Source organism: Arthrobacter sp. NPDC057259 (genome assembly GCF_042668995.1).
Lineage (GTDB): Bacteria > Actinomycetota > Actinomycetes > Actinomycetales > Micrococcaceae > Arthrobacter.
Genome location: NZ_JBHUYA010000003.1, coordinates 238904 through 262956 on the forward strand (window position 1 = coordinate 238904; position 24053 = coordinate 262956).

The window sequence follows — 24053 nt, forward strand, 5'->3', positions numbered from 1 at the left end:
GTCCAGGCGGGCTTCATTATCTTGACGATAACTTCACTATGGCGGAGCATCGAGGCATGGACAATCTTGGCGGCCACCCGGGCCTGACGCTGGAGTCTCCCGGGGTCGAAGACCAGGCCGAGCGGGCGATGACCGCCGTCGGCGCCCTGGTGCTGCACCTGCGCCGCGAGGCCGGCTTCAGCATCGGAGGGCTCGCCGCCGCGGCCGGGTTGAGCCCGGGCCTGCTGAGCCAGATCGAGCGCGGCCAGGGCAACCCCTCGCTGACCACCCTGATCAAGCTCTCCCAGGCGCTCAAGGTGCCGGTGGGGCGCTTCTTCGACACCGGGGACCAGGGCGGTGCGCTGGTCCGCCGCGACGAGCGCCGCCGGCTGGAAGTGGCCGAGGACAACCTGATCTACGAGCTGCTGACCCCGCACATGAACGGGCAGCTGGGCATGCTGCGCGCCCAGATCGCCGCCGGCTGGGACAACAAGGACGCCCCGTTCAAGCATGCCGGCGAAGAGTGTGTGACCGTGGTGCAGGGGCGGCTCTACGTTTGCGTCAACGGCGTGGGGTATGAGCTTGAGGAGGGTGATTCGCTGACCTATGACTCCTCCCTGCCGCACTGGTACCGCAACCCCACCGACCAGGATGCGGTGCTGATCGGGGCGATGACGCCGCCATCGTTCTGAGGGGCACGCCCCCGGGTTTCGTTCAATAAAATGAATAAATACGGCTCAAAGTGTTGACAGGCGTTGTCCGGGGGCCAAATACTGGGGACAGCGGGGCCGTTTGGCCGCCGCCGCGCCGGGCCGGAGACCGCAACCGGACCCCCATGGCGCAGCACTCCAACACCGTTCCGGGGGAATCCACCCATGACGCCTGCCACCTCACCGGCTGCCACGACTTCGCCTGCCACCTCTCTGCCTGCCACCTCCGGGGCCGTTGCGCCCAGCGCCGCCGCCGTTGACTGGTCCGCTACGCTGATCGGCTTCGACACCACCAGCCGCAACTCCAACCTCGAGCTCATCCGGTTCATGGCTGACGAACTCTCCGCCCGCGGCATCACACCGCTGGTGGTCCCCAGCCCCGACGGCCGCAAGGCCAACCTCTTCGGCACCATCCCGGCCGCCGACGGCACCGTCACCGGGGGCATCATGCTCGCCGGGCATACCGACGTCGTCCCCGTCGACGGCCAGGACTGGCATAGTGACCCCTTCGCCGCCGAGATCCGAGAGGGCCGGCTTTACGGCCGCGGCGCCACCGACATGAAGGCTTTCAGCGGCGCCATCCTGGGGTTCCTGCCCGAGTTCCTGTCCCGGCCCCTCGCCGAGCCGCTGCACTTCGCCTGGACCTACGACGAGGAGGTCGGCTGCCACGGCGCCGTCGTCCTGCTCGCCGAACTGGAAGCCCGCGGCATCCGGCCTCGGCTCGGCTTCGTGGGGGAGCCCACCAGCATGCGGCCGGTCTCCGCGCACAAGAGCAGCCAGCTCTTCCGCGTCACCGTCTCCGGCATCGCCGCGCACTCCTCGATGACCTCCACCGGCGTCAACGCGATCGAATACGCCGCCCGCGCGATCGCCGCGATCCGGTCCCTCGCCGACGAGCACCGGCTCTCCGGCCCCTTCGACCCGACCTTCGTGGTGCCCTACACCACCGCCAACGTCGGCGTCGTCAGCGGCGGCGCGGCCGTCAACACCGTCGCCGAGCACTGCGCCTTCGAATTCGAATTCCGGACCATCCCCGGCGTCGACCCGGAGGGCGTCATCGCCCGGATCCGGGAAGCCCTCGAGGGGCTCCGGACCGAGATCCAGGCCGAGAAACCCGGCACGGACATCGTCATGGAACAGCTGGGCGCCGTCCCCGGCCTCAGCCCCGAGGGCCCGCGCGCTGCCCTGGACCTCGCCCAGCGGCTGACCGGCAACGCCGTCGAAGAGACAGTTGTCTACGCCACCGAGGCCGGCCTGTTCCAGCGCGCCGGCATCGACACCGTGGTCTGCGGACCCGGGTCCATGGACCAGGGCCACACCGCCAACGAATACATCGAACTGAGCCAGATCGCCGCCTGCGAGGACTTCCTCCGCGCGCTGGCCGACCACCTGACCTCCACCGAGCCCACCGAAGGGACCCCGCAGCCATGAGCCAACCCACCACCACCGGCCCGGCCGCCACGGGAGTCGCCGCCGACGCGGACAGCCAGGCCGCCCCGCGCACCCTCAACGCCGTCGAACGCGGCAACGCCCGCAAGGCCGTCGTCGCCGCCTCGATCGGCAACGGCCTCGAATGGTTCGACCTGATCGTCTACGGCACCTTCGCCGTCACCATCTCCAAGCTGTTCTTCCCCACCACCAGCGACGCCGCCTCCCTGCTGCTGACCTTCGCCTCGTTCGGTGTCTCCTTCATCATGCGGCCCCTCGGCGGCATCCTGATCGGGCGCTACGCGGACAGGGCCGGAAGGAAGGCCGGAATGCTGGTCTCCATCCTGGTGATGTTCGTGGGCACCCTGCTGATCGTCGTCGCGCCCACCGCTGCCATGATCGGCGTGACGGCCAGCATCATCGTCCTGGTGGCCCGGCTGCTGCAGGGCTTCGCCACCGGCGGCGAATTCGGCACGGCCACGGCCTACCTGATCGAATACGCACCCACCCGGAAGGCGTTCTACGGCAGCTGGCAGGTGGCCACCCAGGGCGGCGGCATCCTGCTGGCCGGGATCTTCGGGTTCGTCCTGAACAGCTACCTCAGCACCCAGCCGCTGGAGTCCTGGGGCTGGCGGCTGCCCTTCATCTTTGCCCTCGCGATCGGCCCCGTGGGCTGGTACATCCGCTCCAAGATGGAGGAGACCCCGGAGTTCCTCGCCACGGAAACCTCGACCGCGCCGCTGCGGGAAACCTTCGTCGGCAACGGCGGGCGGCTCTGGGCGATCGTCGGCGTCGTCTCCCTGGGCTCCGTGGGCGTGTACATCGCCCTCTTCATGCCCACCTACGCGATCGTGAACCTGAACATGCCCAAGGCGGTTGCGTTCCTCTCCACCCTGATCTTCGGCATCGTGATGAGCGCAGGCTCCCCGTTCATCGGCATGCTCTCGGACAGGGTGGGCCCGGCCCGGGTGATGACCTGGGCCGCCGGCGGCACGATCGTCGTCGGCATCCCGGCGTTCCTGGCCCTCATCGCCGCCCCGGAGCTGCCCACCATGATCGTGGTGGAACTGGTGCTCTCGGTCCTGGCCACCGCCTACTTCGCCCCGCTTCCGGCGATCATGTCCTCGATGTTCCCGGCCCGGATCCGCTCCACCGGCCTCTCGCTGGGCTACAACATCGGCGTGACCGTCTTCGGCGGCTTCGCCCCGTTCATCCTCACCGCGCTGATCGGCAGCACCGGGTCCCTGCTGGTGCCCGGCTACTACCTGGTGGCCATCGCCATCATCGCCGCGGGCAGCCTGACCGTCGCCCGCAAGGTCTACAAGCAGGCGTAACGCTCTTCCACCGCTGAGGGAGCCCGTCCCGGCCGTGTGCCGGGGCGGGCTTCCTTGCTGCGGGGGCATTGTTGTCCAGCGTCCTGGCGCCTCACGCCGCCGGAACCGGCTTGACCCGCAACGGGGCGAGGAACAGCACGATCACCACGGCCGTGATGGCACCCGCGGCCATGATCGAGGCCAGCACCACCACCTGGAACACCCCCGCAGACAGCGGGGAGATGCCGCCGAAGATGGCGCCCACGAAGGCGCCGGGCAGGGTGACGAGGCCGGTGGTCTTGCTTTGGTCGGTGGTGGGGACCAGCCCCGCGTGCACCGCCTCGCGGGCCAGCTCGGTGGTGGCCTGGCGTGGCCGGGCGCCCAGGGCCAGCCACCCCTCCACCTCCTCCCACCGGGCCGCGGCAGTCTGTTGGAAGTGCCGGCCGGCCAGGGTGGTGATGGACATGGCGTTGCCGATGACGATGCCGCCGATCGCCAGGGCATAGCGCGGCGAGAACTCGATGGCGCCGGTGGCGAAGACGACGGCGAGGGTGACGGCCACCCCGGCACCCATCGCGGCGCTGACCCGGCCGAACATCCCCCGGTCCCGGCCCAGCCGGCGGGTGGCCGTCCAGGTGGCCACCGTGAACATCACCAGCAGTGCCAGGGCCACCAGGTAGCCGTTGGTGATGACGCCGCTGAGGATCAGGCTGATGGCCGCCAGTTGCAGGGCGCCGCGCAGGATCGCCCACGCCGGCGCGAACCGGGCGGGGACACGGTAGGCCGTGAGCACCGCGAGGGTCACCGCCACCAGCACGGCGACGCCGGCCAGGGCCGGCAGCAGGTCTGCGGGAGGGGTCATGCGGCCAGCCTATCCGGAGGCAAAGAAAGCGCCGCCCGACATCAGCCGGGCGGCGCTTCCAACAGGGACGGGGCAGGCGGCGGCCTGCTCCGGAGGGGCTACTTGCCTGAGTTCTCTCCCTTGGAGGTCTCTCCCTGCGCGTCGCCGCCCTGGTCGTCATCCTTCGGGCCGGTCGTGGCCTCGACCGCCCCGGTCTGCTCGTCCAGCAGCACCTTGCCGGGACGCTTGTGCTCGAAGTTGAACATCGCCTTCAGGGAACCCGCCCCGGCGTCCGCGGAGGCGTCGCCGACCTGGCCGGTGTGCCAGTTGTCCTCGATGAAGCGCAGGATCGAGGCCTGGTCCGTCTGGGTGTGGTCCACGAAGTTTTTCTTCGCGTACGGGGAGATGACCACCAGCGGCTGGCGCGGGCCGGGTCCGCAGCGGTCGGCGTAGCCGCCGGCCATCGGGACACCGGCGGCCGCGGCGTTCTGGCACCACGCGGCGTCGTCGGCAGTGTTGGAGGAGTTCTTCACCTTCGCGGCGGCGTGGTCGTACCAGCCGTCCGAATCGTCGTAGGCCAGAACCACGGCGGTGTTCTCCCAGTTCTTGGACTTCTGGATCTGGTTGACCGTGGCGGTGATGAACCTCTGCTCATCGATCGGGTCGGAGTAGGCGGCGTGCCCGTCCTGGAACATGCCCGCCTTCAGGAAGGAAACGGCCGGCATGTTGTCCGTGTTCACCACCTTGCCGAAGTCGGTCAGGTCGTACTGGTGGTTGGCCTGGCCGTCGTGGCCGATTTCCGCGTCCGAGGCCGGGGCCAGGTGGTGCGGGTTGGCCGTGGACTTGTAGTACTGGAACGGCTGGTGGTGCGGGGAGTAGTCCACCACGGAGGCGCCGGCGGCGTTGGTGTGGCTGGTCAGGCACGACGCCGGGGCCGTGGCCGTCGCGGGGGTGCTGGGGGTGAAGCCGCCCTGGAACCAGCCCCAGGAGGTGCCCTTGGCGCTGAGCAGGTCACCGATGTTCTTGCCGGTCATGCCCGCCAGGTTGTTGGTCTTGGCGTGGCTATTGTTGGAGCAGTCGTCGTAGACAGGGTCCGGGTCGTTGATGACCGTGCCCACGCCGTTGGCGTCGGGCTGGCGGACGGTGTAGCTGCCGGCGGCGGGGGTGGCCACGGGCCTGCCGTCCGCGGTGAACTCGGTGGCGCCGTGGGTCTGGCCGGAGACCAGGTTCAGCGCGCCCGGGGTGGAGGGACCGAAGACGGTGCTGTAGTGGTTGTCGCTCATGGCGTAGTTCTGGGCGTAGTTCCAGATGCCGGTGACGGTGTTGCCGTCGTAGTAGTCCATGGTCAGCCCGTTGCGGCCGTACTGGTTGGGGCCGCATGCGTCCCGGCTGGTGTACTCGACGAACTTATCCATCAGGCCGCCGTTGTAGGCCTTCTGCTCGGCGCCGTAGTTGTGGTCCTGGTCGCAGGTGACGGCCTGATGCGGGGTGAGCCGCTCCGGCTGCTTGGCGTTGGGGTTGTTCGGTGCCAGCAGGCCGGCGGAGGCCAGGGTGTCGATCTTCTTGGGCGTGTTCTTCGCGGCCGTGAAGGTGGCCGCCTGGGCGCCCGAACCCTGCTGAGTCTCGCCGGGGATGTTCGCGGCCTTCGGGTAGGTGGCGAAGTAGTGGTCGAAGGAGACGTTCTCCTGGAAGATCACGACGACGTGCTGGATGGGCGTCGCCGTGCCGCGGTGGTCATCGCCGCCGGCGGAGGCGGGACCGGCGCCGACGCCGACCAGGCCAGCGGTGAGGGCCGTGGCGGCCAGGGCGGTGGCACCGGTAGCGGCGGCGATGCGCCGTCGGGTGGAGCGGTGGGATGGGGGAATCATGATTTTCCGATCGGTTCGGGCCTGCATTGGGGCTGGTGCCGCTAGTTGGCGGCTTTGATGGTTGCTTCGTAGGTGAGGATTTCGGTGCCGTTGCCTTCGTCGCCGTTGTCCGGGGCCACCTTCAGGGTCAGGTGGTCGCCTTCGGCGGTCATTTTGAACGGGTTGCGGGTGGCCACGTGGCCGGCGGTGGACCACTGCTGGAACGGCACATCGCGGGTCACGGCGTGGGACTTCAGGTCGATCATCGCCATCCCGCCGAGTTCGTAGGCTCCGGCGGTCCCGCCGGCGGCGGGCGTCTGCGGGAGGTTGGTGATGCCGCCGCAGAGCATCTTGGAGGAGGGGACGTACTGGCAGTCCTGGTAGTCGATGAAGTAGTTCGGGTTCTGCCAGGTGGCGAGCTGATTGCCCTGGAGATCCCATTCGGCGAAGCGCCGCGATCCCCAGGTGTTTCCCACCAGGTGGCCGGTCTGCTTGTCCATGACGATGCCGCCGAAGTGGTCCTTGACCTCGAACTGCTTGTGCACGTCCAGGGTTTTGGCATCCACCCGGTAGATGATCGCGCTGCTGTCCGGGCGGTACTGCGCCACCGGCACCCAGACGTTGGTGCCGTCAAAGTCGATGCCGCCCGGGTGGTACATGTCGCCCTCGCCCAGGGTGATGTCCTTCTGCAGGTTCCCGGCCTTGTCCATGACGAACAGGTGCCCGATGCCCTTGCCGGGGGTCCGGTCGAAGCCGTTCTGCGGGGTGGCGAACTTGGTGGTTGGCTCGGTGATCTGGACGGCCGAGAGGAAGATGTGGTCCCCGCTGAACGCGATGCCCTCCGTGTGGTACGTCGGGAAGTTGAGCTTCAGCTTGGAGGTCTGCTGCCAGGCCGTCCCGCGGTCCACGCGGTTGAACGCGTCCGCCAGGGCACTGTCACGGCCGTCCTGGGCGTGGGAGCCGGGGTCCGATCCACCGCGGTGGTCGTCGTCCGCGGCCTGGGCGACGGCGGTGCCGCCGATCGCGGATGCGGCCAGGACGATGGCTGCGGCGGCGGTAAGGATGCCTCGGGTACGAGTCGCGCTCATGGTGAGCCTCTCAGGGTTGGATCTCCGGCTGACCCGGCCAAGCTACCCGCAGGTAATGAACCGGGCGTGGAGCGAAGATGAACGCCCGGGGGGCCGGTTTCGGCCCGCTCCTGACTGCGCACCAGACTGTGATGCAGCTCACGCAAAGCCGACCGTGAGGTTTCCCGTGCCCGCCCCGTCTTCCTAGTGACGGCGCATCAGTGCGCCTCCCTCAATGAACAGGAGTGATAGCAATGACCAACCAGACGCACACCCCCGCAGACGTTCCGGCCAAGACCACGTCCACCGCGGTCGCCACCACCAACCAGCACACCAAGAACGACGGCCGCGGCAACACCACGGTGGCCGACGGCGTCGTCGCCAAGATCGCCGGCATCGCCATCCAGGAGATCGAGGGCGTCCACGCCCTCGGCGGCGGCGCGGCCCGGGCCCTCGGCACCCTGCGCGAGAAGGTTGGCCAGAAGGACCTCACCCAGGGTGTCAGCGTCGAGGTCGGCCAGACCCAGGTTGCCGTCGACGTGACCCTCGTCGTCGAGTACCCCTACCCGCTGCAGCAGGTGGCCGATAACGCCCGCGACGCCGTGTACAACGCCGTCGAGGACCTGGTCGGCATGGAGGTCACCGAGGTCAACATCACCATCACCGACATTCACGTCCCCTCGGATGACCAGGATGACGACGACAACAACGAGCCGAGGGTCGCATGAGCCCGACGGTAGCCGGCGTCGCCGTCGGCGCCGTCCTGGCGGTCGTCGCCTTGGCGTTCGGCTTCTGGGGACTGGTCCTGACCGCCCTGTTCATGGGCATCGGTGCCATCCTCGGCCGCAGCGCCGAGGGGCGGCTGGACCTGGCCGGAGTGCTGGACGCCCTGCGCGGCAAGCGCTCATCGTCATGACCCGCACCGGCCACACCCGGATCACCGGGACGGCCCTGCGGCACACCATCGAAGCGGTCACAGCAGAAGCCTTCGGGGTTCCCCGGGGCAACGTCTCCGCCCAGATGGACGACGACGCCGGCCAGCTGGCCGCCGCGGTGACCGTGCAGCTGGCCGTGCCGCCGCTGCTCGGCCCCCGGCCGGACCAGCCGGTCAGCCTCTTCGACCAATCCCGCGCAGCGCGGCAGGCCATCCTTGATCGCGCCCCGCAGCTGACCGGGATGCAGCTGGGCCGAGTGGACATCCGGCTGAGCGGCGCCAAGACCCCACGCGAGCACCAGGAAAGGAGAGTGGCGTGAACCAGAACCAGGCAACACGGATTCTCCGGCGGGAAACCCACTCCTCCCGAGCGACAGTCTCGGCCGTGACCGCGATCCTGCTGGCCGTCCTCTTCCTCTGGCTGGCGCTGGAGACCGTGCTGGGACTGCTCGGCGAACCCGCCCTGCTGGCCGCTCCGGGACAGCTGTGGCGCTGGCTGACCGGACTGCCCCAGGCCACCATCCCGGCCGGGCTGGCCGCGGCCGGCGCGGGCGTGGCGCTGCTGGGCCTGGCCCTGCTCCTCACCGCGCTCGCGGGCGGCCGCCGCTCCCGGCGGGCCCTCGAAAGCGACCGCACCGCCGTCGTGGTGGACGACGAGGTTATAGCCGCCGCCGTCTCCCGGCGGGCACGGCTGGCCGCCGGGCTCACTCCCGGCCAGGTGACCTCCACGGTTTCCTCCCGGTCGGTCACGGTCCAGGTCCGCCCCACCTCCGGTGTGCCCGCGGACCGGGATGCCATCCACGCGGCGGTGGGCGGCGAACTCGCCGCCTACCGCCTGGACCGCCGGCTCGCGCCCTCGGTCCGGATCCTCAAGGAAGGAGTGCTGGGACAGTGAGCAACACGAACAGGGCACTGAACCGCATCCTGCTGGCGCTGGCCGGGCTGGTCCTGCTGGCCGCCGGCGCCGTGACGGCCGCGGCCGGCCTGGTCCCGGACATCGCTGCCGGCTGGACCGCCACCGGCACGTTCCTGGCGGACCAGGCCCGGTCCGCACTGGGCTCGGCGCCCCTGCCGGGACGGCCCGGGAGCTGGTGGTCGGTGGCCGCGGTGGCCGTCTTCCTCATCGCAGCCGCGCTTTCCGTGGCCTGGCTCGCCTCCCAGGGCGGCGGCCGGACTCCCCGGCTGGCCCGCGACGACGACGGCGACCGGGGAGCCACCACCATCGACGCCCGTCTCATCGGCACCGCCGTCGGCGAGGCGCTGGACGGCAACCGCCTGGTGGTCGGCAGCAACGTCTCCGCTTGGGAAAACCGGCGCGGCACCGGACTGCGGCTCCGGCTGGAGGCCCGGAAGGGCGCCTCACCGCGGGAACTCGCGGACACCGCCGAGGAACTGGTCCGCGGCATCGACGCGCTGATCGGGCATCCGGTCCCGGTCCTGGTACGAATCACCACCGGAGTACGGTCCCGGGTGGCCGGCGCAGACCGCGCCCGCTGACCGGTACCGGAACAGAGCACCACCCCTCACGCGAGCACGACCGATAGGAAAGGAACACCATCATGGGGATCGATGACAAGGCCAACATCGCCGTGACCAACCACCCCGGCGCCGCCAAGGAGGGTGCCGGCAAGCTGACCGGCAACGAACAGCTGGAACGCGAGGGCCAGCAGGACCAGGCCAAAGCCCAGCTGCAGGACGCCGGCGAGAAGATCAAGGACGCCGCGGCCGACGTCGGTGGCAACCTCCGGGAAGCCGCGCGCAAGATCAAAGAAGGCTTCAGCAAGAACTAGTTCCACCGGCCGCACCCGGCCCGGGCCGCCCCCTGCGGGTACCCGGGCCGCCCCCTGCGGGTGCCCGGCCCACTTTTATGGCCCGCTCTCTACGGCCCGCGATGAAAGCGATAGACACGTGACTGGTTCACCCCCGGCGCCGCACCACCTGGACGCCGTCCCGGATGCGCTGCTTGCCGGCCGCGCCGCCGACGGCGACACCGCGGCCTTCGAAACCCTCGCCCGGCGTCACGGGCCCGTGATGCGGGCCGCCGCACGCCGCCTGACCGGCTCCCTCGCCGACGCCGACGACGTCGTGCAGGAAGCGCTGATGCGGGCCTGGCGCCAGATCGACACCCTGCGGGAACCCGCGGCGGTCCGCGGCTGGCTGCTCCGCATCACCGGCAGCCGCAGCATCGACCACCTGCGCCGCCGCCGCTTCCACACCGACGTCGACTCGGTCGAGGAGACCCTCGACGCGGGCATGGCCGGACGGCCCGCCAGCCCGGACCCGGAATCTTCGGCAGTCAGCGGCTCGCGGATCGAAGCACTCAAGCGGGCGCTGGCAGCACTGCCGGAGGAACAGCGCCGCTGCTGGGTGCTCAAGGAATTCAACGACCAAAGCTACGAGGACATCGCGCAGACCCTGAACATCAGCACCGCGAGCGTCCGCGGCAGGCTGGCACGGGCGCGGGTCACCCTGGCGCGCGAAATGGAGGAATGGCGATGAGTACACCCAACGACACCCTCGACTGCGGACATACCCTGGCCGAACTCAGCACGTATCTGGACACCGGCGACTTCGCCGACCCCGGACACCTCAATCAGTGCCCGGAATGCCAGGCGGGACTGGCGGCGCTGGGCAGCATCTCGGCGCTCGGCACCGACCTGCGCGACGCCGACATCGCGGCGGCGGGATCCGGGACCGACGACTGGATGCAGTCCATCCTGGACAACCTGCGGCTGGAACTCAGGCCCGGGCGGAGCATTCCCGTCCGCGGCGGCCATGCAGACGACATCCTGTCCGAGACGGAAGGCGCCATTTCAGCGGTGATCCGTTCCGTGGCGGATGCGTTGCCCGGGACCGCGGCGGGAAAATGCCGGCTGCACGGGGACGTAGGAACCCCGGGGGCGCCGGTGACAGTCTCCGTGGACCTGGCCGTGGTGTACGGCCACCCGTTGGAACAACGGGCGGCCGAGCTCCGCAGCCAGCTGGCGGAAACGCTGTCACAGCAAACCGAATTGAACATCACGTCGATCGACGTCACCATTACCGACATCCTGGCCCCGTCCCCATCGGCGGACCGGACCCAGACCACACCGGAGGAGAAGCCATGACCGAGCCCCTGCGCCCGAGCGCCAGCGCTTCGGACCACGCCCCGGCCGTCGCACCGGACACTGCTGTCAACGGCGTGCCGGACAGTGCCGTGGCACGCGAATTGCACCGGGTCCTCGAACAGGTCGACGGCGTCCAGACGCTCTACCCGGCCCACCCGGTGTGGCAGAACATTGTCGGCGCCGCCCACGCCGCGGTCACCGGCGAGGCTCCCAACCCGGTGGCTGTGGACGCCTCCGGCGACGTCGTCACGGTCAAGGCCCGCATCGGCGTGGCCACCGGACACCGCGCCCCCGACGTCGCACGCGCAGCGGCAGCCGCGGTCCGCGCACACCTGGAACCTCGCCGCTGTGCGGTGGAGGTTGCCGTCGTCCACATCGCCGGATGAGCGCCCGGCCGGCATTACCGGTCGATGCGCTTCAGGGCGCGAGCGACGGCCGCGGCTGTGGGCCGGCGGGAGGGTTCCGGATCGGTCATCGCATGCAGCAGCACGGACCAGCGTCGCCCGACCGTCGACGGGAGCCGCGGCAGCCGCAGCGTCCGGGCCACCATCGATTCCAGCGCCGGACCAGGGAAAGCCTTGATGCCGGTGAGGCATTCGAAGATCACCAGGCCCAGGGCATAGATGTCGCTGGCGCTGCTGGTCCCGGTGCCGTGGACCGCCTCGGGGCTGAGGTAGTGGGGCGTGCCGGACGTGGCGCTGTTGGCCCGGTGCCGGGCGCTCGTGGCGATGCCGAAGTCTGTCAGCATGGCCCGGCCTCCTGTGCCGGTGTCCCCGGATTTGAGGCCGCCCAGGATGATGTTGGCCGGCTTCACGTCGTTGTGCACGATGCCGCGGCGGTGAAGATGGGCCAGTGCCCCGGCAATGTCGGCCGACCATACGGTCACCTGCCGGGAGCTGAGGGTGTTGCCGTGCAGGTGGGAGCGCAGGTCGGGGCCGTCAACCAGCTCGGTGACGACGTAGCCGCGGCCGGCCTCCGTTGCGGCGTCGTCGGCCGCCCGGCCGTGGCCCAGCACCCGAACGATCGCGCGGTGCCGCAGGGGGCCGTGGAGGTCCCTTTCGCGGATAAACGGCGAGGCGGCGTCTACGGTCCCGGCGCGGAAGATTTTGACTGCCAGCTCGGGGGCGGAACCCCGGGCTGCCAGGTCGGTGGCCTGGTAGACGTCCGCCTCGGAACCGCGGCCCAACAGGTCCCCGAGGCGGTAGCGGCCGTCCAGGAGGCGTTCGCCGGCGCCGATGCCCGTGGCGGCGGGGGTGCCCGCCGGCCGGCTGACGATGCCGGGGGTAGCCGCGGGGCAGGTCCCGGGCTTGGCGGGGAGCGGCGTGTGCGTGGCCGGAGCTATGCCGGGCGTCCGACGGTGCAGGGGGCGGGCCGCACGGTGTTGGTCGCCGAGAACTTGGGCGAAGGTCACAGCAGGAGACGGGCGAACTCGTCGTCGGGCAGTCCGGCAGCCTCGACGAGCTCGGTGCTGGTGGAACCGCTGGCGGCCGCGGCCCGCAGGGCGGACAGCAGTTCGTCCTGCGCAGCGTCAAGCTCCCATTGCAGGCTCTCGATCCGGGCGGCGGCGGTGCGGACGGCGTGCAGCGGTTCTCCGGCGGCGGCCGCGTCCTGCCGGAAGCCGCAGGGGCAGATCCACTCCGCGGAGCCCGGCAGCTGGAAGCCCCAGAGCAGGGAATCCAGCGACGCTTTCCGTTTCACCATGGCCCCACCGCAGTGCTGCGGGGCGGCGTCGACGGGCACTGATGAGGCGGCGGGGGCCGCCTGCTGGGGTTCGAGGACTGCCGTCATGGGATCACCGATCTATTAGCTAGGAGACAACGTAGCTAGTCTAACTAGTATTATTGTCTTGTCCAGCCCGGCTCCATGGCCGGGGGCAGGCCGGGGCTAGGATGGTACGACTCATCCGCCGTTTTCAGGCCGGCCGGCAGGGGCAGCAACGAGACCGACGAGGGTCGGTGAGAAGGCGGGATGATCACGTGGTAACCGATGTGCTGGTCCGCAACAACGTCCGGACCCTGGGTCCTGAGGACGGCCCGGCTCTGGTCTTCGCGCACGGCTTCGGAACGCATCAATCGATCTGGCGCCGGATCCTTCCCGCCTTCACGGACCGGTACCGCGTGGTGCTGCTGGACCACGTCGGCTCGGGCGGCTCGGACAAGGCGTCCTACGATTCCGGCCGCTACGCCTCGCTGGAGGCCTACGTGGACGACCTGCTGGAGGTCTGTGCCCGGCTCGAGCTGCGGGACGCGACGCTGGTGGGACACAGCGTGGGGTCCATGATGGCGGTCAGCGCCGCGGCACGCGACGGCGCGGACCGCTTCGGGCGCCTGATCCTGTTGACCGCCTCGCCCTGCTACCTGGACCACCCGGACCAGGGCTACGAGGGCGGGTTCAGCCGCGGCGACCTTGACGATCTTTTCCGGTCCCTGGATTCGAACTATCTGGTGTGGGCAGAGTCCATGGCGCCGGTCTATATGAACGTCCCCGACGCCCCCGAGCTGGACCGTGAGGTCCAGGGCAGCTTCGGCCGCATCGGGCCGCGCGTGGCCCGGGACTTCGCCCGGGTGGCCTTCCTCTCCGACACCCGCCACCTGCTTTCCGGGGTTCTGGTTCCGACCCTGGTGCTGCAGGCGACGGACGACGTCGTCACCCCCGATTCGGTGGGCGCCTACCTTCAGGAGAACCTGGCCCACGGCACGCTGGTCCGCCTCGCCGCCACCGGCCACTTCCCGCAGTCCAGTGCGCCCGAGGAGACCGCGGCCGCCATGCTCGACTTCCTGGCAGCGTCGTGACCGGGCCCGCGCCGCTGGACTACGGCGAACTCTTCCACGCCGCGCCGGCCGGATACGCCGTCGCCGGGACCGACGGCGTGATCGAGGCCGCGAACGCCACCCTCACCCGCTGGGCCGGGGCGTTGCCGGGCGCCCTGGCGGGGACGCGGCTGCTTGACCTTTTCCCCGCCGGGGACCGGCTGATGTTCCGGACCCACGCCGGCCCGGTCCTGGACCGGGAAGGCCAGCTGTCCGAGCTGGCGGTCTCCCTGCTGGGGCCGGATGGGGAGCGGCGGCCAGTCTTGCTCACGGTGACGCGGACCGAAATCGGGGGAGCGATGCGGGACCTGGCGATTTTCTACGCCGCACCGGAACGGCGGCGTTACGAATGCGAGCTGGCCGCCGCCCACCGGCAGCTGGAGGACGCCGCCGCGGAGCGGGCTGCCCTGTTGCGGGAGGCGCACCACCGGGCGCTCCACGACCCGCTCACGGGGCTGCCGAACCGCCGGCACCTGCAGGAGAGCCTGATTGCGGCCCTGGCGAGGGCCGGGGACGACGGCGGGCGCGTGGGGCTGTTGTTCTGCGACGTCAACGACTTCAAGCTCGTCAATGACTCCCTGGGCCACGCCGCGGGGGACCGGGTGCTGGAGCACGTGGCCCGGATGCTGTCCGGTGCGGTCCGCGGTTCCGACATGGTGACCCGGTACAGCGGGGACGAGTTCGTCATCCTGGTTCCGGACCTGGTGACCGCGGCAGAGCTCGACGCCGTGGCGGCACGGGTCCGGGGCTGCCTGGCGGCCCCATTGGCGGTCGAAGGCGCCACGCTGCCGTTGTCGATCGCAGTGGGCCAGGCGGAAACGGCAGTGGACCCGACCGCCGGAGCGGACCGGGTCCACGATCTTGCCGCCTCATTGCTTGCCGGCGCTGACCAGGATATGTACCGGGCCAAGACGGCCATGCGGTCAGCGGCCGGTTAGCCGGATCCTAGGCGGACGCCGCCTCAAGGTTGCCCGCGCCGTGCTGCACGCTGAGCGTAAAGGTGTTGGGGCCGCTGGCGTGGACGGCGACGTTGGACTTGGCGGTGTTGTGCCGGACCGAGTGCTCGTGGACCAGGGCGTCCAGCTCGTGGTGCATCGTGGCACGGTCCCAGAATTTGTGGGTCACGGTGGTGGCAGTTTCAAACGTCATTGTTCAGGCTTCCATTCTTGATCCGGATCTCCGGCTGCCGCACCGATGCGGAGCCGCCGTCAGTCCACACCGGAAACACCCGGGACCAGGGCGGCTGGAAAGCCCACCGGTGTGGCCCCGTTGCGTCCACCAGTATGGATTTCCATGATGCACAGCGGCCGGAAGGGCCCTCAAGCCAGAAGTCGAATATTGCAGGTGAGACTGGTCACATGCCCGGGCGGGACGGCCCGGCGGCTACTTCTTTTCGGTCAGGGCCGAGGCCTTGTGGGCTGCGCGGGCGCCGGTCTTGGCCGACTCCACTACGTACTGCGGCTCGTCCTCGCTGGCCCGGTGCGTATTGCCGTCCAGCTCGAAGTCGCTGGTCTTCTTTTCCACGATCTTGCCGTGGGTCTTTCCCTGGGGCGAGTTCCACTCCACGGACATTCCTTTGCGCAGTGACACGGGTGCTCCTTCGGTTGGACGGATCGGGCGGACGGAAAAGGGGGTTGGCGGCCGCTACTTCCCGGACGCGGTGGGGGAGGCAGTCGCCGACGCCGTTGCCGATGGCGACTGCAGCTGGGCTGCCGTGAGCTTGAGCCAAGGGGAGTCCGGGGCGCCCTCCAGCATGGCCTGCGGGCTGTCGCCTTGGCTCCACCACTTGGCCTCGAAGGCGTACCCGTCGAAGAGAATCCGGGTGCCGCGCTGGTACACGGTGGTCGGAGACCAGTCCGGGTAGGTGCCAGCCGGGACCGTGGCGCGGGGGCTGGGGCGGTCGCCGGGCAGAACCGGGCCGATCAGCTTCCACGGCACGGCTGCGCCCTGTTCCACGGGGTTGTCAGGGCTGTCGCCCTGGGTCCACCACTTGGCCTCGTAGACGTTGCCATGCCAGACGATCCGGTCGCCGCTGACGTAGCGGGACGTCTGGTTCCACACCGGGTACGGGCTGGTGGAGGGGTCATCGGTGGCAGTGGGGGTCGCGGAGGCCGCCGGTGCGGGTGCGTCGGCGCTGCGGGTCGGGATGACGTCGGCACCGAGGACCGTCGAGAAGGAGGAGCTGCCCTGGTTGATGCCGCTGCAGCTGTCCGAGACCTTGGTGACGTCGGGGTAGTTGCTGCCGCAGGTGCGGTCGCGGTTCAGGGACCACATGGACACCCGGCCCACGCCCTTGGACTTGGCGTAGGCGTTGAGCGCTGCCGCGTCGTCCAGGGTGAAGATTTCGCCGGCAATGTCGTTCTGGCCGATCATCGGCGTCAGTCCCAGCCGGCGCCAGGTGGTGTCCGTGCCGAGGTCCTCGCCGTTGTCGCGGTACAGGGCCTGAAGCTGCTTGTGGGCGGCCTCGGCGGCGGACGCGGAGGCCTGGTACATGGACTGTCCCGGCTGCTTGCTGCCGCCGAAGTCCATCGTCATGATGTTCACGCCCGTCAGCTTTACGCCGGCCCGGAGGGTGCGGGCCACGGCGTCGCGCCCGGCCTCGGTCAGGCCGTTGGGGTCCGCCGGGAGGGTGAGCCAGACGTCGAGGTTCTTGCCGGCGCCCGAGCGCTGCTGCTGGAGGGCGGCGACGGCCTTGCCGCGGCGGTCCAGCGAGGCGGTGTCACTGAGCGCGGCACCCTCGACGTCGAGGTCGATCGAGGCGAGGTCGTAGCGTTCGACGACGTCACGGTAGGCGCCGGTCAGCCGGTCCTGGTCCGTGCAGGCGACCGCCAGTTCGCTGTTGGTCAGGCCGCCGAAGGACACGGACACCGTGCCCCCGGCCTGGCGCAGCCGGGCGATGCGGCGGTCCAGGTCAAGGTCCGACTCGGCCTGGGCCAGGCCGTAGGCGGCGCCCCAGGACGGGACGCAGGGGTTCTGCTTGTCCGCGACGATGAAGGACAGCACGGTGCCCTTCGCCTCGGCCGTGGTGGGGGTCTCGAACGCGAACCGCGGCGTGGCCGTCACATCCACGTAGCCCGAGAAGACGGAGGGGATGGAGGAGGCGGCGTTGGCGTCCTGGAAGGAACGCAGGCCCAGGTAGGAGCCGCCGGCGAGGACCGCCACGACCAGGATCAGGATCCCCAGCCGCAGCTTGGAAAGGCGGCGTCCGGGAAAGCGGTTAGACACAGAATTACCCCAATGCTTGTCGGAGAGCTGTCCGGCAACCCCCTAATGCGGATACGCCGCCAAATCAAGGGTCTCCCGCCGGTAACGATCTTCGGCCGGGGGACTGATAATTCGGGGTCGTGCGCTTAGTATAAGGGCAGATCGCGGTGTGCAATGGCGGACAGCGCGGCCTGACGTGTGTCCGCTGGGGGTACACATATGCAGATGGGGAAGTATGACTGACGTCCTGGCCGCGCCTCGGCCCGAAGACCTGGACGCCGATGACGCGGCGTCGAAAACCCGGAAACGCCAATGGGGTGCGGAACGGCGGTCAGAGCCCCTGGCCATCGTCCACCCCGAGCCGTCGCGCCGGAAAATCATCCTTGGCCGGGTCGGCATCGTCGTCACCGTCCTGGCCTGGCTCGCCTATGTGGTGACCACCGTGCTGCGGCAGCTCATCAACGACCCCACCGCCGGGTTCCGGTTCCGTGCCGAATCCGTCTCCTACGTCGTCGTCGTAACATTCCTGACTTTTTCGGCGCTGATGTACCTGCTGGCCCGCCAGGGCGCGCTTAACCGCTTCCGCGACCACCGCAGGATCCCCCGCGGCGAACTGGACCGCCATTTCGCCGACTACCACTCCTCCGTCACCGTACTGGTCCCCTCCTACGCCGAGGAGCCGCAGGTGGTCCGGGCCACCCTGTGGTCCGCCGCGCTGCAGGAATTCCCCGACCTTTCCGTGGTGCTGCTGCTCGATGACCCGCCCTTCCCGACCGACCCGGCGGACCAGGAACGGTTGCAGGCCACCCGCGACCTGGCCGCCAACATCACCCGGACGCTGAAGGAACCCGCCACCCGGCTGAACGCGGCTCTGGCGGCCTTCGAAGCGGGCGGGGAGCACGGCGACGCCGGCCTGCGCGCGCTCATCGACGAATACGAATACGCCGCCGGCTGGCTCGAAGGCATGGCCGAGGCCGAACGCGTCGAGGACCACGTCGATGAGTTCTTCGTGGACCTGGTCCTCATGGGCCTGGCCCGCGAACTCCGGCTGGTCCTGACCGCCCTGCACGCCGCCCAGGCCCAGAGCGCCGTCCCCGAGCGTCCGCGGATGCGCGAGCTCTACGCCCGCCTGACCTGGATCTTCAACGCCCGGGTCGCCTCGTTCGAGCGCAAGAAGTACGTCAGCCTCTCGCACGAGGCGAACAAGGCGATGAACCTGAACTCCTACCTGAGCCTGATGGGCCACCGCTGGCGGCAGGAACAGACCGCGGACGGGACCGTCTTGCGGCAGGCCACAGAGCCGGCGCCCGGCGACCTGGTCGTGGCCGACAGCACCTACGTCCTGACCCTCGACGCCGACTCGCTGCTGCTGCGCGACTACTGCCTGCGCCTGGTCGCGTTCCTGGAATCCCCGGGCAACGAACGGGTCGCCGTCACCCAGACCCCGTACTCCTCCTTCCGCGGCGCCCCGACCCGTATCGAGCGCGTCGCCGGCGCCTCGACCGACCTCCAGCACATCCAGCACCAGGGCATGACCCGCTACGGCGCGACCTTCTGGGTGGGCGCCAACGCCGTGATCCGCAAGGTGGCGCTTGAGGACATCGTGGAGATCTCCTCCGAGGGCGGCTTCGAGGTGCGGACCTATATCCAAGACCGGACCGTCATCGAGGACACCGAATCCAGCGTGGACCTCGGCCGCGAGGGCTGGGACCTGGTCAACTACCCCGAACGCCTCAGCTACAGCGCCACCCCGCCGGACTTCGGGTCCCTGGTGGTGCAGCGCCGGCGCTGGGCCAACGGCGGCCTGCTGATCCTGCCCAAGCTCTGGGACACCATCCGGCGCCGCCGCGGCACCGACCGGAACGTGCGCGGCCGCGAGGTCATGCTGCGGGTGAACTACATGGCCTCCATCACCTGGGCCAGCTTCGGCCTGCTCTTCCTACTGGCCTACCCCTACGACAGCCGACTGCTCAGCCCGCTGGTGTTCCTCGCAGCCCTGCCCTACTTCCTGGCGATGGGCAGCGACCTCCGCGATTCCGGCCACCGTTTCAGCGACATCTTCCGGATCTACGGGTTCAACCTGGTGCTCATGCCGGTCAACCTGGCCGGCGTCATCAAGTCGCTGCAGCAGGCACTGACCGGGGACAAGATCCCGTTCGCCCGCACGCCCAAGGTCAAGGACCGGACCGCCGCCCCCGCGATCTACGTCCTGGCCCCGTACGCGATCGTGGCGTTCTCCCTCTTCACCGTCTGGCGGGACGTCTCCCTGCAGAACTGGGCCAACGCGGTGTTCGCGGCGTTCAACGCGGTCATGGCCACCTACGCGATCGTGGCCTACATCGGGGTCCGGAACTCCATCGTGGACATCTTCCTGGGCGTGCTGAACTGGCTTTACGTCAGGCCCAAGGCCCCCCGCGCCGAGGCTCCGGCCATCGTGCCGAAGGCTCCCGAGGAGATCGACTGGGAGTCCATTCTGTACCACGGCGACCGCCGGCTGAACCGGGACCTGCGCGGCAAGAAGGACCGCCGCAAGCGTGCCGGCGTCCGCTGACCGGGGTGTTGACACGCTGCCACTGCGCGCCGCGCCTACAATGGGCCGGATGACGGCCGAAACGATCCTCGCTGCGAACGGGAAGAACTCGCTGACGGTCACCGACGGCATCATCGAGTCCTCCTGGGCGCCGGGCTCGTTCGTGGACATCGCCGACGCGCGGGACGCCCTCAAGGCGACCGCCGCGATCACCGGGAGCGGCCGCATGCCGATGCTCTCGGTGATGACCGACGTCGAAATCAGCGCGGCGGCCCGGTACGAGTTCGCGAAGTCCTCCGACGTCCTGGCCATCGCGGTGCTGGGCTCCAGCGCGGTGGACCGGGTGATCGCCGCGGCCACCAGCCGGGACACCGACTACCCGCACGAGTTCTTCACCTCCCGGGCCGAGGCGCTGGCCTGGCTGCGCGGGTTCCTCGAGGACTCCGACGGCCCGGAAATCGGCGGCCTGGCCGCGGGAAACCCGGCCCCGGGATACTCTGACGCCGCGAACCGCTGAACTGGTAGCCTCCCCGTAACGGCCGTCGCACCGCCCCACGACCGGGGGCCCGCCCGGCCGTGACCCGCCGCGCTGTGATCCGCCGCCTGCGGCGGGCCGCCGAGCGAGGGAGTGCCATGGGCGTCGCCGAAATACAGGTTGACCAGCGCGTGATCGGGATCGATTCGCGGCGCTTCGCCTCGGTGGAGAAGGCGCTGGTGGAACTCATCACCAACAGCGACGAAAGCTACGCCCGGATGGAGCGCACCGGCGCAGCGGTCCCGGGCCGGATCCGGGTCAGCTACGAACGGCACCTTACCGGCGCCGTGCTCACGGTCGCCGACCAGGCGGAGGGCATGAGCTTCGGGCAGGCCCGCAGCATCCTCAGCTACGGCGGGGCGCACAGCCCGCTGGCCCGCGGCGAGGGCAACGGCCGCGGCTACTTCGGCCGGGGCCTGAAACAGGCAGTCTTCGGGCTGGGCCACGGCTGGCTGGAAACCGTCCAGGACGGGCGCTTCACCCGGATCGACATCTTCCGCGGCGGCAACGGCGGGTACCTGTACGACGACGGCGGCGGGAGCCGCCCGGCCCTCCCCGCGGACTATGCGCGGCTGGGGCTGATGACGGACGGGCCGACGGCGGGGCACGGTACCCGGGTGACGATCGTCGTCGAGAACCCCCGTGTGGTGATCAGCCAGCACCACACCCTGCGTCAGTCCCTGGCCAACAACTTTTACCTGCGGGCGGTGCTGGGCCGGCGCACCGTGGAGCTGTCCGCCGGCCACCCCGGCTCCGGCGAGGACAGCCCCGAGCCCGTCGTGTTCACCGAGCCCGCGGCCGAGGTCCTCATCGGACCCGGGCAGACGGGGAGCGTGCCCTTCGAGGGCCGGGACTACCCGTTCACCCTGACCGTGAAGCGGACTTCCGGGACCGAGCTCATCAGCCGCGGCGACGAACGGACCAACGGGCTGGTGGTGCTCTCCGGCCAGGCCGTCCTGGACTGCCAGCTGTTCGACTTCGAGAACCAAGTGGGTACGGAGTACCTCTTCGGGGAGGTCCGCTGCGATGCCCTGACCGACATGCTGGGCCACGGCCGTGCGGTCATCAGCGACGAACGGGAAGGCCTCAACGCCCGGGATCCCTTCGTGGAGGCCTTCTTCCGGGCCGTCAGCGCGGCGCTGGCCCCCGCCGTGCTGGCCGAGCGGGAGAAACTCTCGCATTTGGAGCGGGCCACCACGTCGGGCCGGACCGCGGAAATGATCGAGGAGCTGCTGCGGCACATGAACCGCGCCGCCGTCGTCGACCTCGGTCTTCAGACGGAGCCCGAGGCTCCTTCTTCCAAGCCCGGCACCGGACAGGCCGACGCCGGCGTCCCTGCCCCAGGGGCCTCTCCCGCCACCCAGGGCGCCGACGCACCCGGCGCGGGCCCGGCGCTGCGGTTCACGACGCCGTTCTACTACCGCCCGCCGGGGCATGCGTTCCACGTGGGACTGCTGCTCGACCCCCTCCTGTTGCCGCCGGGAGCGGACTTCTCCGCCGCGGATCTTTCCGTCGAGGCGGAACTGCCGCCGTCCATCCATCTGGGGGACCTGCCCGCCATGGTTCCGGACACTGCGGAGATCGGCCCGGGGCGGCTGGTCTGGACGGTCACCGGGGACCGGGCGGGGGATCGGGGCACCCTCACCGCGAGGGCCGGGGATCACTGGGCCACCTGCGAGATCGTCATCGCCGAGCAGGCGTCCCGGCACGCCGGGAGTCAGCCGGCGCACGCCGGGGCCGTGGCCACGCCGGCTGACTCCCGGGGCCGGCAGCGGCCCAACCGGGACCACGGCACGGACCTTTTCACCGGTTACGAGTTCCGCAGCCTGCCCGACGGCGCGGACCGGGCGGTGTACAGCGCCGCGGAGCGCAAGGTCACTATCAACACCGCTGCTCCCACCGTGCGGCTCTACGTCGACGGTCGAGGCCGGTTCCGCGACTCGGCCAGGCTGCTGCTGGCCGAACTGTTCCTGGACGTCATCGCGGACGAACTAGCCCGGCGCCGGGCGGCCCAGCACGGCCACGGCGGCGACCTTGAAGCGTTCCAGGCCGCCCGGCGGGACATCATCCGCCGCTACGGCAGCGACGTCCATCGGACTTTCCTGGGCTGACAGAAACCCTTGACGGTCATCAGGAAGCGGCCTATTCTACAACCAAATGGTTGTAGATCAGTTGAGTGAAGAGGCGGCGGACCGGGTGTTTCAGGCCCTCGCCGACGCCACCCGGCGGGACATCGTGCGGCGGGTGACGGCGTCGGAGTCCTCGGTCTCCGGCCTCGCCGAGCGTTACGCGATGAGCTTCGCCGCCGTCCAAAAGCACGTTGCCGTCCTGGAGCGCGCCACCCTGGTGACCAAGGAGAAACGCGGACGGGAGCAGATCGTGCGGGCCAACCACGACGGACTGCAACGGGTCAGACGCCTTCTGGACGACTACGAAAACATCTGGAGGCAACGCTCGGACCGGATCGCGGACCTCCTCGCGGAAGGCACGCCGCCCGCGCCGGGGAGTGACTCCACCGTGGACTAATCAGCACCATCAATCGCAGGGAAGGGGACACAATGACCGTCATTAGTTCAGCCCAGGATCCCGGGGCGCTCAGCCTCACCGTGATCGCGGAGTTCGACGCCGGAGTCGAGCGCGTCTGGCAGATCTGGGAGGATCCGCGGCAGCTCGAGCGCTGGTGGGGTCCGCCCACCTGGCCGGCGACCTTCGAAAAGCATGACTTCGTCCCCGGCGGGGAGGCTACCTATTACATGACCGGACCCGCGGGGGAGAAGGCCCGCGGCTGGTGGCGCTTCGTCTCCCTGGAGGCCCCGCACCGCCTGGTGTTCGACGACGGTTTCGCCGACGACGACGGCGAGCCGGTCGCGGAGATGGGCACCATCCACGGCGTCGTCACCCTCGAGGACCTGGGCGGCCGCACCCGGATGAGCGTGGTCTCAACCTTCGAAACCCAGGAACAGATGGAAAAGATTGTCGCCATGGGCATGGAGGAAGGCATGAAGGGCGCCCTCGGCCAGGTCGACGCGCTCCTTGTCGAACCTGCGCGCGCCTGAGCGGCGCGCCCTGAACCGGTCCCCCTGAACCTCTACGCCGCGCTCAGTTGTTGATGGCGGCGTACAGGTTCAGGCTGGCCGAGAAGACCAGCCAGGACAGGTACGGGAGCATCAGGAGTCCGGCCGCGGTGCTGATCGGCCCGAAGCGGAATACCGTGGCGGCGGCCAGGGCAGCGTGCGCCGCGATCAGCCCCAGGGCCAGCCACAGTGCGGCCGACCCCAGCAGCGGATACATGCCGAAAAACATCAGGGGCCACGCCAGATTCAGCACCAGCAGGCCGCCGTAGGCGAACAGGGCCTGGCGGCGCGGGAAAAGCCGCTGCCGCCAGACCAGCCAGGCCGCCACGGCCATGCCCGCGTAGAGCAGCAGCCAGACGGAACCGAAGACCAGCGCAGACGGCGTCCACGGGGCCGTCAGGGCGGTGGGGTACCAGCCGGCAGCGTTGGCCCGGATGGGCAGGGACCCCACGAAGGACACCACAAAGGAGACGGCCAGGAAGGCGGCCAGGGCGGCTGCCTGCCGACCCCGCGGGAGGGCGCCGGGGGCGGACGTGCCCGGAGCGCTTGGTTCGACGTTCAAGAGCACTCAATCACTGTGAACAACACCCGGCGCTCCCGTCAAACCGTGACCCATGTTCCCCCGGCTTCCCCTGCCCTAAGCTGGCGCTGTCAAGGACTGCTGCGTCTGGAAG

The 24053-nt window shown here is 69.8% G+C and carries 28 protein-coding genes; 19 read left to right on the forward strand and 9 right to left on the reverse strand.

The window, feature by feature from the left end; all coding sequences use genetic code 11:
* Positions 1–56: 56 nt before the first annotated feature.
* From ACFUCU_RS07025 to ACFUCU_RS07035, 3 genes are all read left to right on the forward strand, one after another.
* Positions 57–671 carry a helix-turn-helix domain-containing protein gene (locus ACFUCU_RS07025; protein WP_377971653.1) on the forward strand — a complete coding sequence of 205 codons (615 nt, stop codon included), beginning with the start codon at positions 57–59 and terminating at the stop codon, positions 669–671.
* 183 nt (positions 672–854) lie between these two features.
* Positions 855–2120, forward strand: a complete 1266-nt coding sequence (argE, locus tag ACFUCU_RS07030) for an acetylornithine deacetylase (RefSeq protein WP_377971654.1) — start codon at positions 855–857, stop codon at positions 2118–2120.
* Positions 2117–3451: an MFS transporter gene (locus tag ACFUCU_RS07035; protein WP_377971656.1), complete on the forward strand. Its 1335-nt coding sequence runs from the start codon at positions 2117–2119 to the stop codon at positions 3449–3451. The genes argE and ACFUCU_RS07035 overlap by 4 nt, the downstream gene beginning before the upstream one ends.
* A 91-nt stretch (positions 3452–3542) precedes the next feature.
* On the opposite strand, the gene ACFUCU_RS07040 is transcribed toward ACFUCU_RS07035, so the two are convergent.
* The 3 genes from ACFUCU_RS07040 to ACFUCU_RS07050 all read right to left on the reverse strand — a co-directional run bounded on the left by ACFUCU_RS07040 (position 3543) and on the right by ACFUCU_RS07050 (position 7206).
* A complete protein-coding gene (locus tag ACFUCU_RS07040) occupies positions 3543–4292 on the reverse strand; it encodes an ABC transporter permease (RefSeq protein WP_377971657.1) in 750 nt (249 codons plus the stop codon).
* 98 nt (positions 4293–4390) lie between these two features.
* A complete protein-coding gene (locus ACFUCU_RS07045) occupies positions 4391–6139 on the reverse strand; it encodes a phospholipase C (RefSeq protein WP_377971659.1) in 1749 nt (582 codons plus the stop codon).
* A gap of 41 nt (positions 6140–6180) precedes the next feature.
* Positions 6181–7206 (reverse strand): DUF6454 family protein, encoded by a 1026-nt coding sequence (locus ACFUCU_RS07050; RefSeq protein WP_377971660.1) that lies wholly within the window; start codon positions 7204–7206, stop codon positions 6181–6183.
* A gap of 233 nt (positions 7207–7439) precedes the next feature.
* On the opposite strand from ACFUCU_RS07050, the gene ACFUCU_RS07055 reads away from it, so the two are divergent.
* The 9 genes from ACFUCU_RS07055 (at position 7440) to ACFUCU_RS07095 (ending at position 11612) form a co-directional block, all read left to right on the forward strand.
* Positions 7440–7913, forward strand: coding sequence for an Asp23/Gls24 family envelope stress response protein (locus ACFUCU_RS07055; RefSeq protein ID WP_290256256.1), 474 nt, complete (start codon positions 7440–7442; stop codon positions 7911–7913).
* Entirely contained in the window at positions 7910–8101 is a 192-nt protein-coding gene (locus ACFUCU_RS07060) for a DUF2273 domain-containing protein (RefSeq protein WP_290256255.1), read from the forward strand. Before ACFUCU_RS07055 ends, ACFUCU_RS07060 begins: the two co-directional genes overlap by 4 nt.
* On the forward strand, positions 8098–8439 hold the full coding sequence (locus ACFUCU_RS07065) for a hypothetical protein (RefSeq protein ID WP_364134076.1): 342 nt from the start codon (positions 8098–8100) through the stop codon (positions 8437–8439). The genes ACFUCU_RS07060 and ACFUCU_RS07065 overlap by 4 nt, the downstream gene beginning before the upstream one ends.
* Positions 8436–9014, forward strand: a complete 579-nt coding sequence (locus tag ACFUCU_RS07070) for a hypothetical protein (RefSeq protein WP_377971662.1) — start codon at positions 8436–8438, stop codon at positions 9012–9014. The genes ACFUCU_RS07065 and ACFUCU_RS07070 overlap by 4 nt, the downstream gene beginning before the upstream one ends.
* Positions 9011–9616, forward strand: a complete 606-nt coding sequence (locus tag ACFUCU_RS07075; protein ID WP_377971664.1) for a hypothetical protein — start codon at positions 9011–9013, stop codon at positions 9614–9616. Before ACFUCU_RS07070 ends, ACFUCU_RS07075 begins: the two co-directional genes overlap by 4 nt.
* A gap of 62 nt (positions 9617–9678) precedes the next feature.
* A complete protein-coding gene (locus ACFUCU_RS07080) occupies positions 9679–9909 on the forward strand; it encodes a CsbD family protein (RefSeq protein WP_377971666.1) in 231 nt (76 codons plus the stop codon).
* Between the two features lie 118 nt (positions 9910–10027).
* Entirely contained in the window at positions 10028–10618 is a 591-nt protein-coding gene (locus tag ACFUCU_RS07085; protein WP_377971667.1) for an RNA polymerase sigma factor, read from the forward strand.
* Positions 10615–11226, forward strand: a complete 612-nt coding sequence (locus ACFUCU_RS07090; protein ID WP_377971668.1) for an Asp23/Gls24 family envelope stress response protein — start codon at positions 10615–10617, stop codon at positions 11224–11226. Before ACFUCU_RS07085 ends, ACFUCU_RS07090 begins: the two co-directional genes overlap by 4 nt.
* On the forward strand, positions 11223–11612 hold the full coding sequence (locus ACFUCU_RS07095; RefSeq protein WP_377971670.1) for a hypothetical protein: 390 nt from the start codon (positions 11223–11225) through the stop codon (positions 11610–11612). The genes ACFUCU_RS07090 and ACFUCU_RS07095 overlap by 4 nt, the downstream gene beginning before the upstream one ends.
* A gap of 14 nt (positions 11613–11626) precedes the next feature.
* Here the strand turns inward: ACFUCU_RS07095 and ACFUCU_RS07100 are convergent, their stop codons facing one another.
* On the reverse strand, positions 11627–12637 hold the full coding sequence (locus ACFUCU_RS07100; RefSeq protein ID WP_377971671.1) for a serine/threonine-protein kinase: 1011 nt from the start codon (positions 12635–12637) through the stop codon (positions 11627–11629).
* Positions 12634–13014, reverse strand: a complete 381-nt coding sequence (locus ACFUCU_RS07105; protein WP_377971672.1) for a hypothetical protein — start codon at positions 13012–13014, stop codon at positions 12634–12636. Before ACFUCU_RS07105 ends, ACFUCU_RS07100 begins: the two co-directional genes overlap by 4 nt.
* A gap of 188 nt (positions 13015–13202) precedes the next feature.
* On the opposite strand from ACFUCU_RS07105, the gene ACFUCU_RS07110 reads away from it, so the two are divergent.
* The gene (locus tag ACFUCU_RS07110) at positions 13203–14018 is read left to right on the forward strand and encodes an alpha/beta fold hydrolase (protein ID WP_377971674.1); all 816 of its coding nucleotides are present in this window, start codon (positions 13203–13205) and stop codon (positions 14016–14018) included.
* Positions 14015–14974, forward strand: a complete 960-nt coding sequence (locus tag ACFUCU_RS07115) for a diguanylate cyclase domain-containing protein (RefSeq protein WP_377971676.1) — start codon at positions 14015–14017, stop codon at positions 14972–14974. Before ACFUCU_RS07110 ends, ACFUCU_RS07115 begins: the two co-directional genes overlap by 4 nt.
* A gap of 7 nt (positions 14975–14981) precedes the next feature.
* On the opposite strand, the gene ACFUCU_RS07120 is transcribed toward ACFUCU_RS07115, so the two are convergent.
* The 3 genes from ACFUCU_RS07120 to ACFUCU_RS07130 all read right to left on the reverse strand — a co-directional run bounded on the left by ACFUCU_RS07120 (position 14982) and on the right by ACFUCU_RS07130 (position 17261).
* Complete coding sequence (locus tag ACFUCU_RS07120) at positions 14982–15185, reverse strand: hypothetical protein (protein WP_290256243.1); 204 nt, start codon at positions 15183–15185, stop codon at positions 14982–14984.
* 234 nt (positions 15186–15419) lie between these two features.
* Positions 15420–15626: a DUF2945 domain-containing protein gene (locus ACFUCU_RS07125; RefSeq protein ID WP_290256242.1), complete on the reverse strand. Its 207-nt coding sequence runs from the start codon at positions 15624–15626 to the stop codon at positions 15420–15422.
* Between the two features lie 54 nt (positions 15627–15680).
* Positions 15681–17261, reverse strand: a complete 1581-nt coding sequence (locus ACFUCU_RS07130; protein WP_364134050.1) for a carbohydrate-binding protein — start codon at positions 17259–17261, stop codon at positions 15681–15683.
* A gap of 214 nt (positions 17262–17475) precedes the next feature.
* On the opposite strand from ACFUCU_RS07130, the gene ACFUCU_RS07135 reads away from it, so the two are divergent.
* From ACFUCU_RS07135 to ACFUCU_RS07155, 5 genes are all read left to right on the forward strand, one after another.
* Positions 17476–19791, forward strand: coding sequence for a glycosyltransferase family 2 protein (locus ACFUCU_RS07135; RefSeq protein ID WP_364134047.1), 2316 nt, complete (start codon positions 17476–17478; stop codon positions 19789–19791).
* Between the two features lie 49 nt (positions 19792–19840).
* Complete coding sequence (locus tag ACFUCU_RS07140; RefSeq protein ID WP_377971679.1) at positions 19841–20287, forward strand: STAS/SEC14 domain-containing protein; 447 nt, start codon at positions 19841–19843, stop codon at positions 20285–20287.
* Between the two features lie 116 nt (positions 20288–20403).
* Positions 20404–22416, forward strand: coding sequence for an ATP-binding protein (locus ACFUCU_RS07145; protein ID WP_377971681.1), 2013 nt, complete (start codon positions 20404–20406; stop codon positions 22414–22416).
* A 46-nt stretch (positions 22417–22462) separates the two neighbouring features.
* Positions 22463–22831, forward strand: coding sequence for an ArsR/SmtB family transcription factor (locus tag ACFUCU_RS07150; protein ID WP_377971683.1), 369 nt, complete (start codon positions 22463–22465; stop codon positions 22829–22831).
* 32 nt (positions 22832–22863) lie between these two features.
* Complete coding sequence (locus tag ACFUCU_RS07155; RefSeq protein ID WP_377971684.1) at positions 22864–23361, forward strand: SRPBCC domain-containing protein; 498 nt, start codon at positions 22864–22866, stop codon at positions 23359–23361.
* A 43-nt stretch (positions 23362–23404) separates the two neighbouring features.
* On the opposite strand, the gene ACFUCU_RS07160 is transcribed toward ACFUCU_RS07155, so the two are convergent.
* Positions 23405–23947, reverse strand: coding sequence for a TspO/MBR family protein (locus tag ACFUCU_RS07160; protein WP_377971686.1), 543 nt, complete (start codon positions 23945–23947; stop codon positions 23405–23407).
* Between the last annotated feature and the right edge of the window lie 106 nt (positions 23948–24053).

Coding starts and splice junctions, on each gene's coding strand:
- ACFUCU_RS07145 (WP_377971681.1), top strand. CDS start 20,404: ATGGGCGTCGCCGAAATACAGGTTGACCAGCGCGTGATCGGGATCGAT.
- ACFUCU_RS07105 (WP_377971672.1), bottom strand. CDS start 13,014: ATGACGGCAGTCCTCGAACCCCAGCAGGCGGCCCCCGCCGCCTCATCA.
- ACFUCU_RS07055 (WP_290256256.1), top strand. CDS start 7,440: ATGACCAACCAGACGCACACCCCCGCAGACGTTCCGGCCAAGACCACG.
- ACFUCU_RS07095 (WP_377971670.1), top strand. CDS start 11,223: ATGACCGAGCCCCTGCGCCCGAGCGCCAGCGCTTCGGACCACGCCCCG.
- ACFUCU_RS07025 (WP_377971653.1), top strand. CDS start 57: ATGGACAATCTTGGCGGCCACCCGGGCCTGACGCTGGAGTCTCCCGGG.
- ACFUCU_RS07120 (WP_290256243.1), bottom strand. CDS start 15,185: ATGACGTTTGAAACTGCCACCACCGTGACCCACAAATTCTGGGACCGT.
- ACFUCU_RS07065 (WP_364134076.1), top strand. CDS start 8,098: ATGACCCGCACCGGCCACACCCGGATCACCGGGACGGCCCTGCGGCAC.
- ACFUCU_RS07080 (WP_377971666.1), top strand. CDS start 9,679: ATGGGGATCGATGACAAGGCCAACATCGCCGTGACCAACCACCCCGGC.
- ACFUCU_RS07060 (WP_290256255.1), top strand. CDS start 7,910: ATGAGCCCGACGGTAGCCGGCGTCGCCGTCGGCGCCGTCCTGGCGGTC.
- ACFUCU_RS07140 (WP_377971679.1), top strand. CDS start 19,841: ATGACGGCCGAAACGATCCTCGCTGCGAACGGGAAGAACTCGCTGACG.
- ACFUCU_RS07045 (WP_377971659.1), bottom strand. CDS start 6,139: ATGATTCCCCCATCCCACCGCTCCACCCGACGGCGCATCGCCGCCGCT.
- ACFUCU_RS07040 (WP_377971657.1), bottom strand. CDS start 4,292: ATGACCCCTCCCGCAGACCTGCTGCCGGCCCTGGCCGGCGTCGCCGTG.
- ACFUCU_RS07090 (WP_377971668.1), top strand. CDS start 10,615: ATGAGTACACCCAACGACACCCTCGACTGCGGACATACCCTGGCCGAA.
- ACFUCU_RS07050 (WP_377971660.1), bottom strand. CDS start 7,206: ATGAGCGCGACTCGTACCCGAGGCATCCTTACCGCCGCCGCAGCCATC.
- ACFUCU_RS07135 (WP_364134047.1), top strand. CDS start 17,476: ATGACTGACGTCCTGGCCGCGCCTCGGCCCGAAGACCTGGACGCCGAT.
- ACFUCU_RS07035 (WP_377971656.1), top strand. CDS start 2,117: ATGAGCCAACCCACCACCACCGGCCCGGCCGCCACGGGAGTCGCCGCC.
- argE (WP_377971654.1), top strand. CDS start 855: ATGACGCCTGCCACCTCACCGGCTGCCACGACTTCGCCTGCCACCTCT.
- ACFUCU_RS07150 (WP_377971683.1), top strand. CDS start 22,463: ATGGTTGTAGATCAGTTGAGTGAAGAGGCGGCGGACCGGGTGTTTCAG.
- ACFUCU_RS07155 (WP_377971684.1), top strand. CDS start 22,864: ATGACCGTCATTAGTTCAGCCCAGGATCCCGGGGCGCTCAGCCTCACC.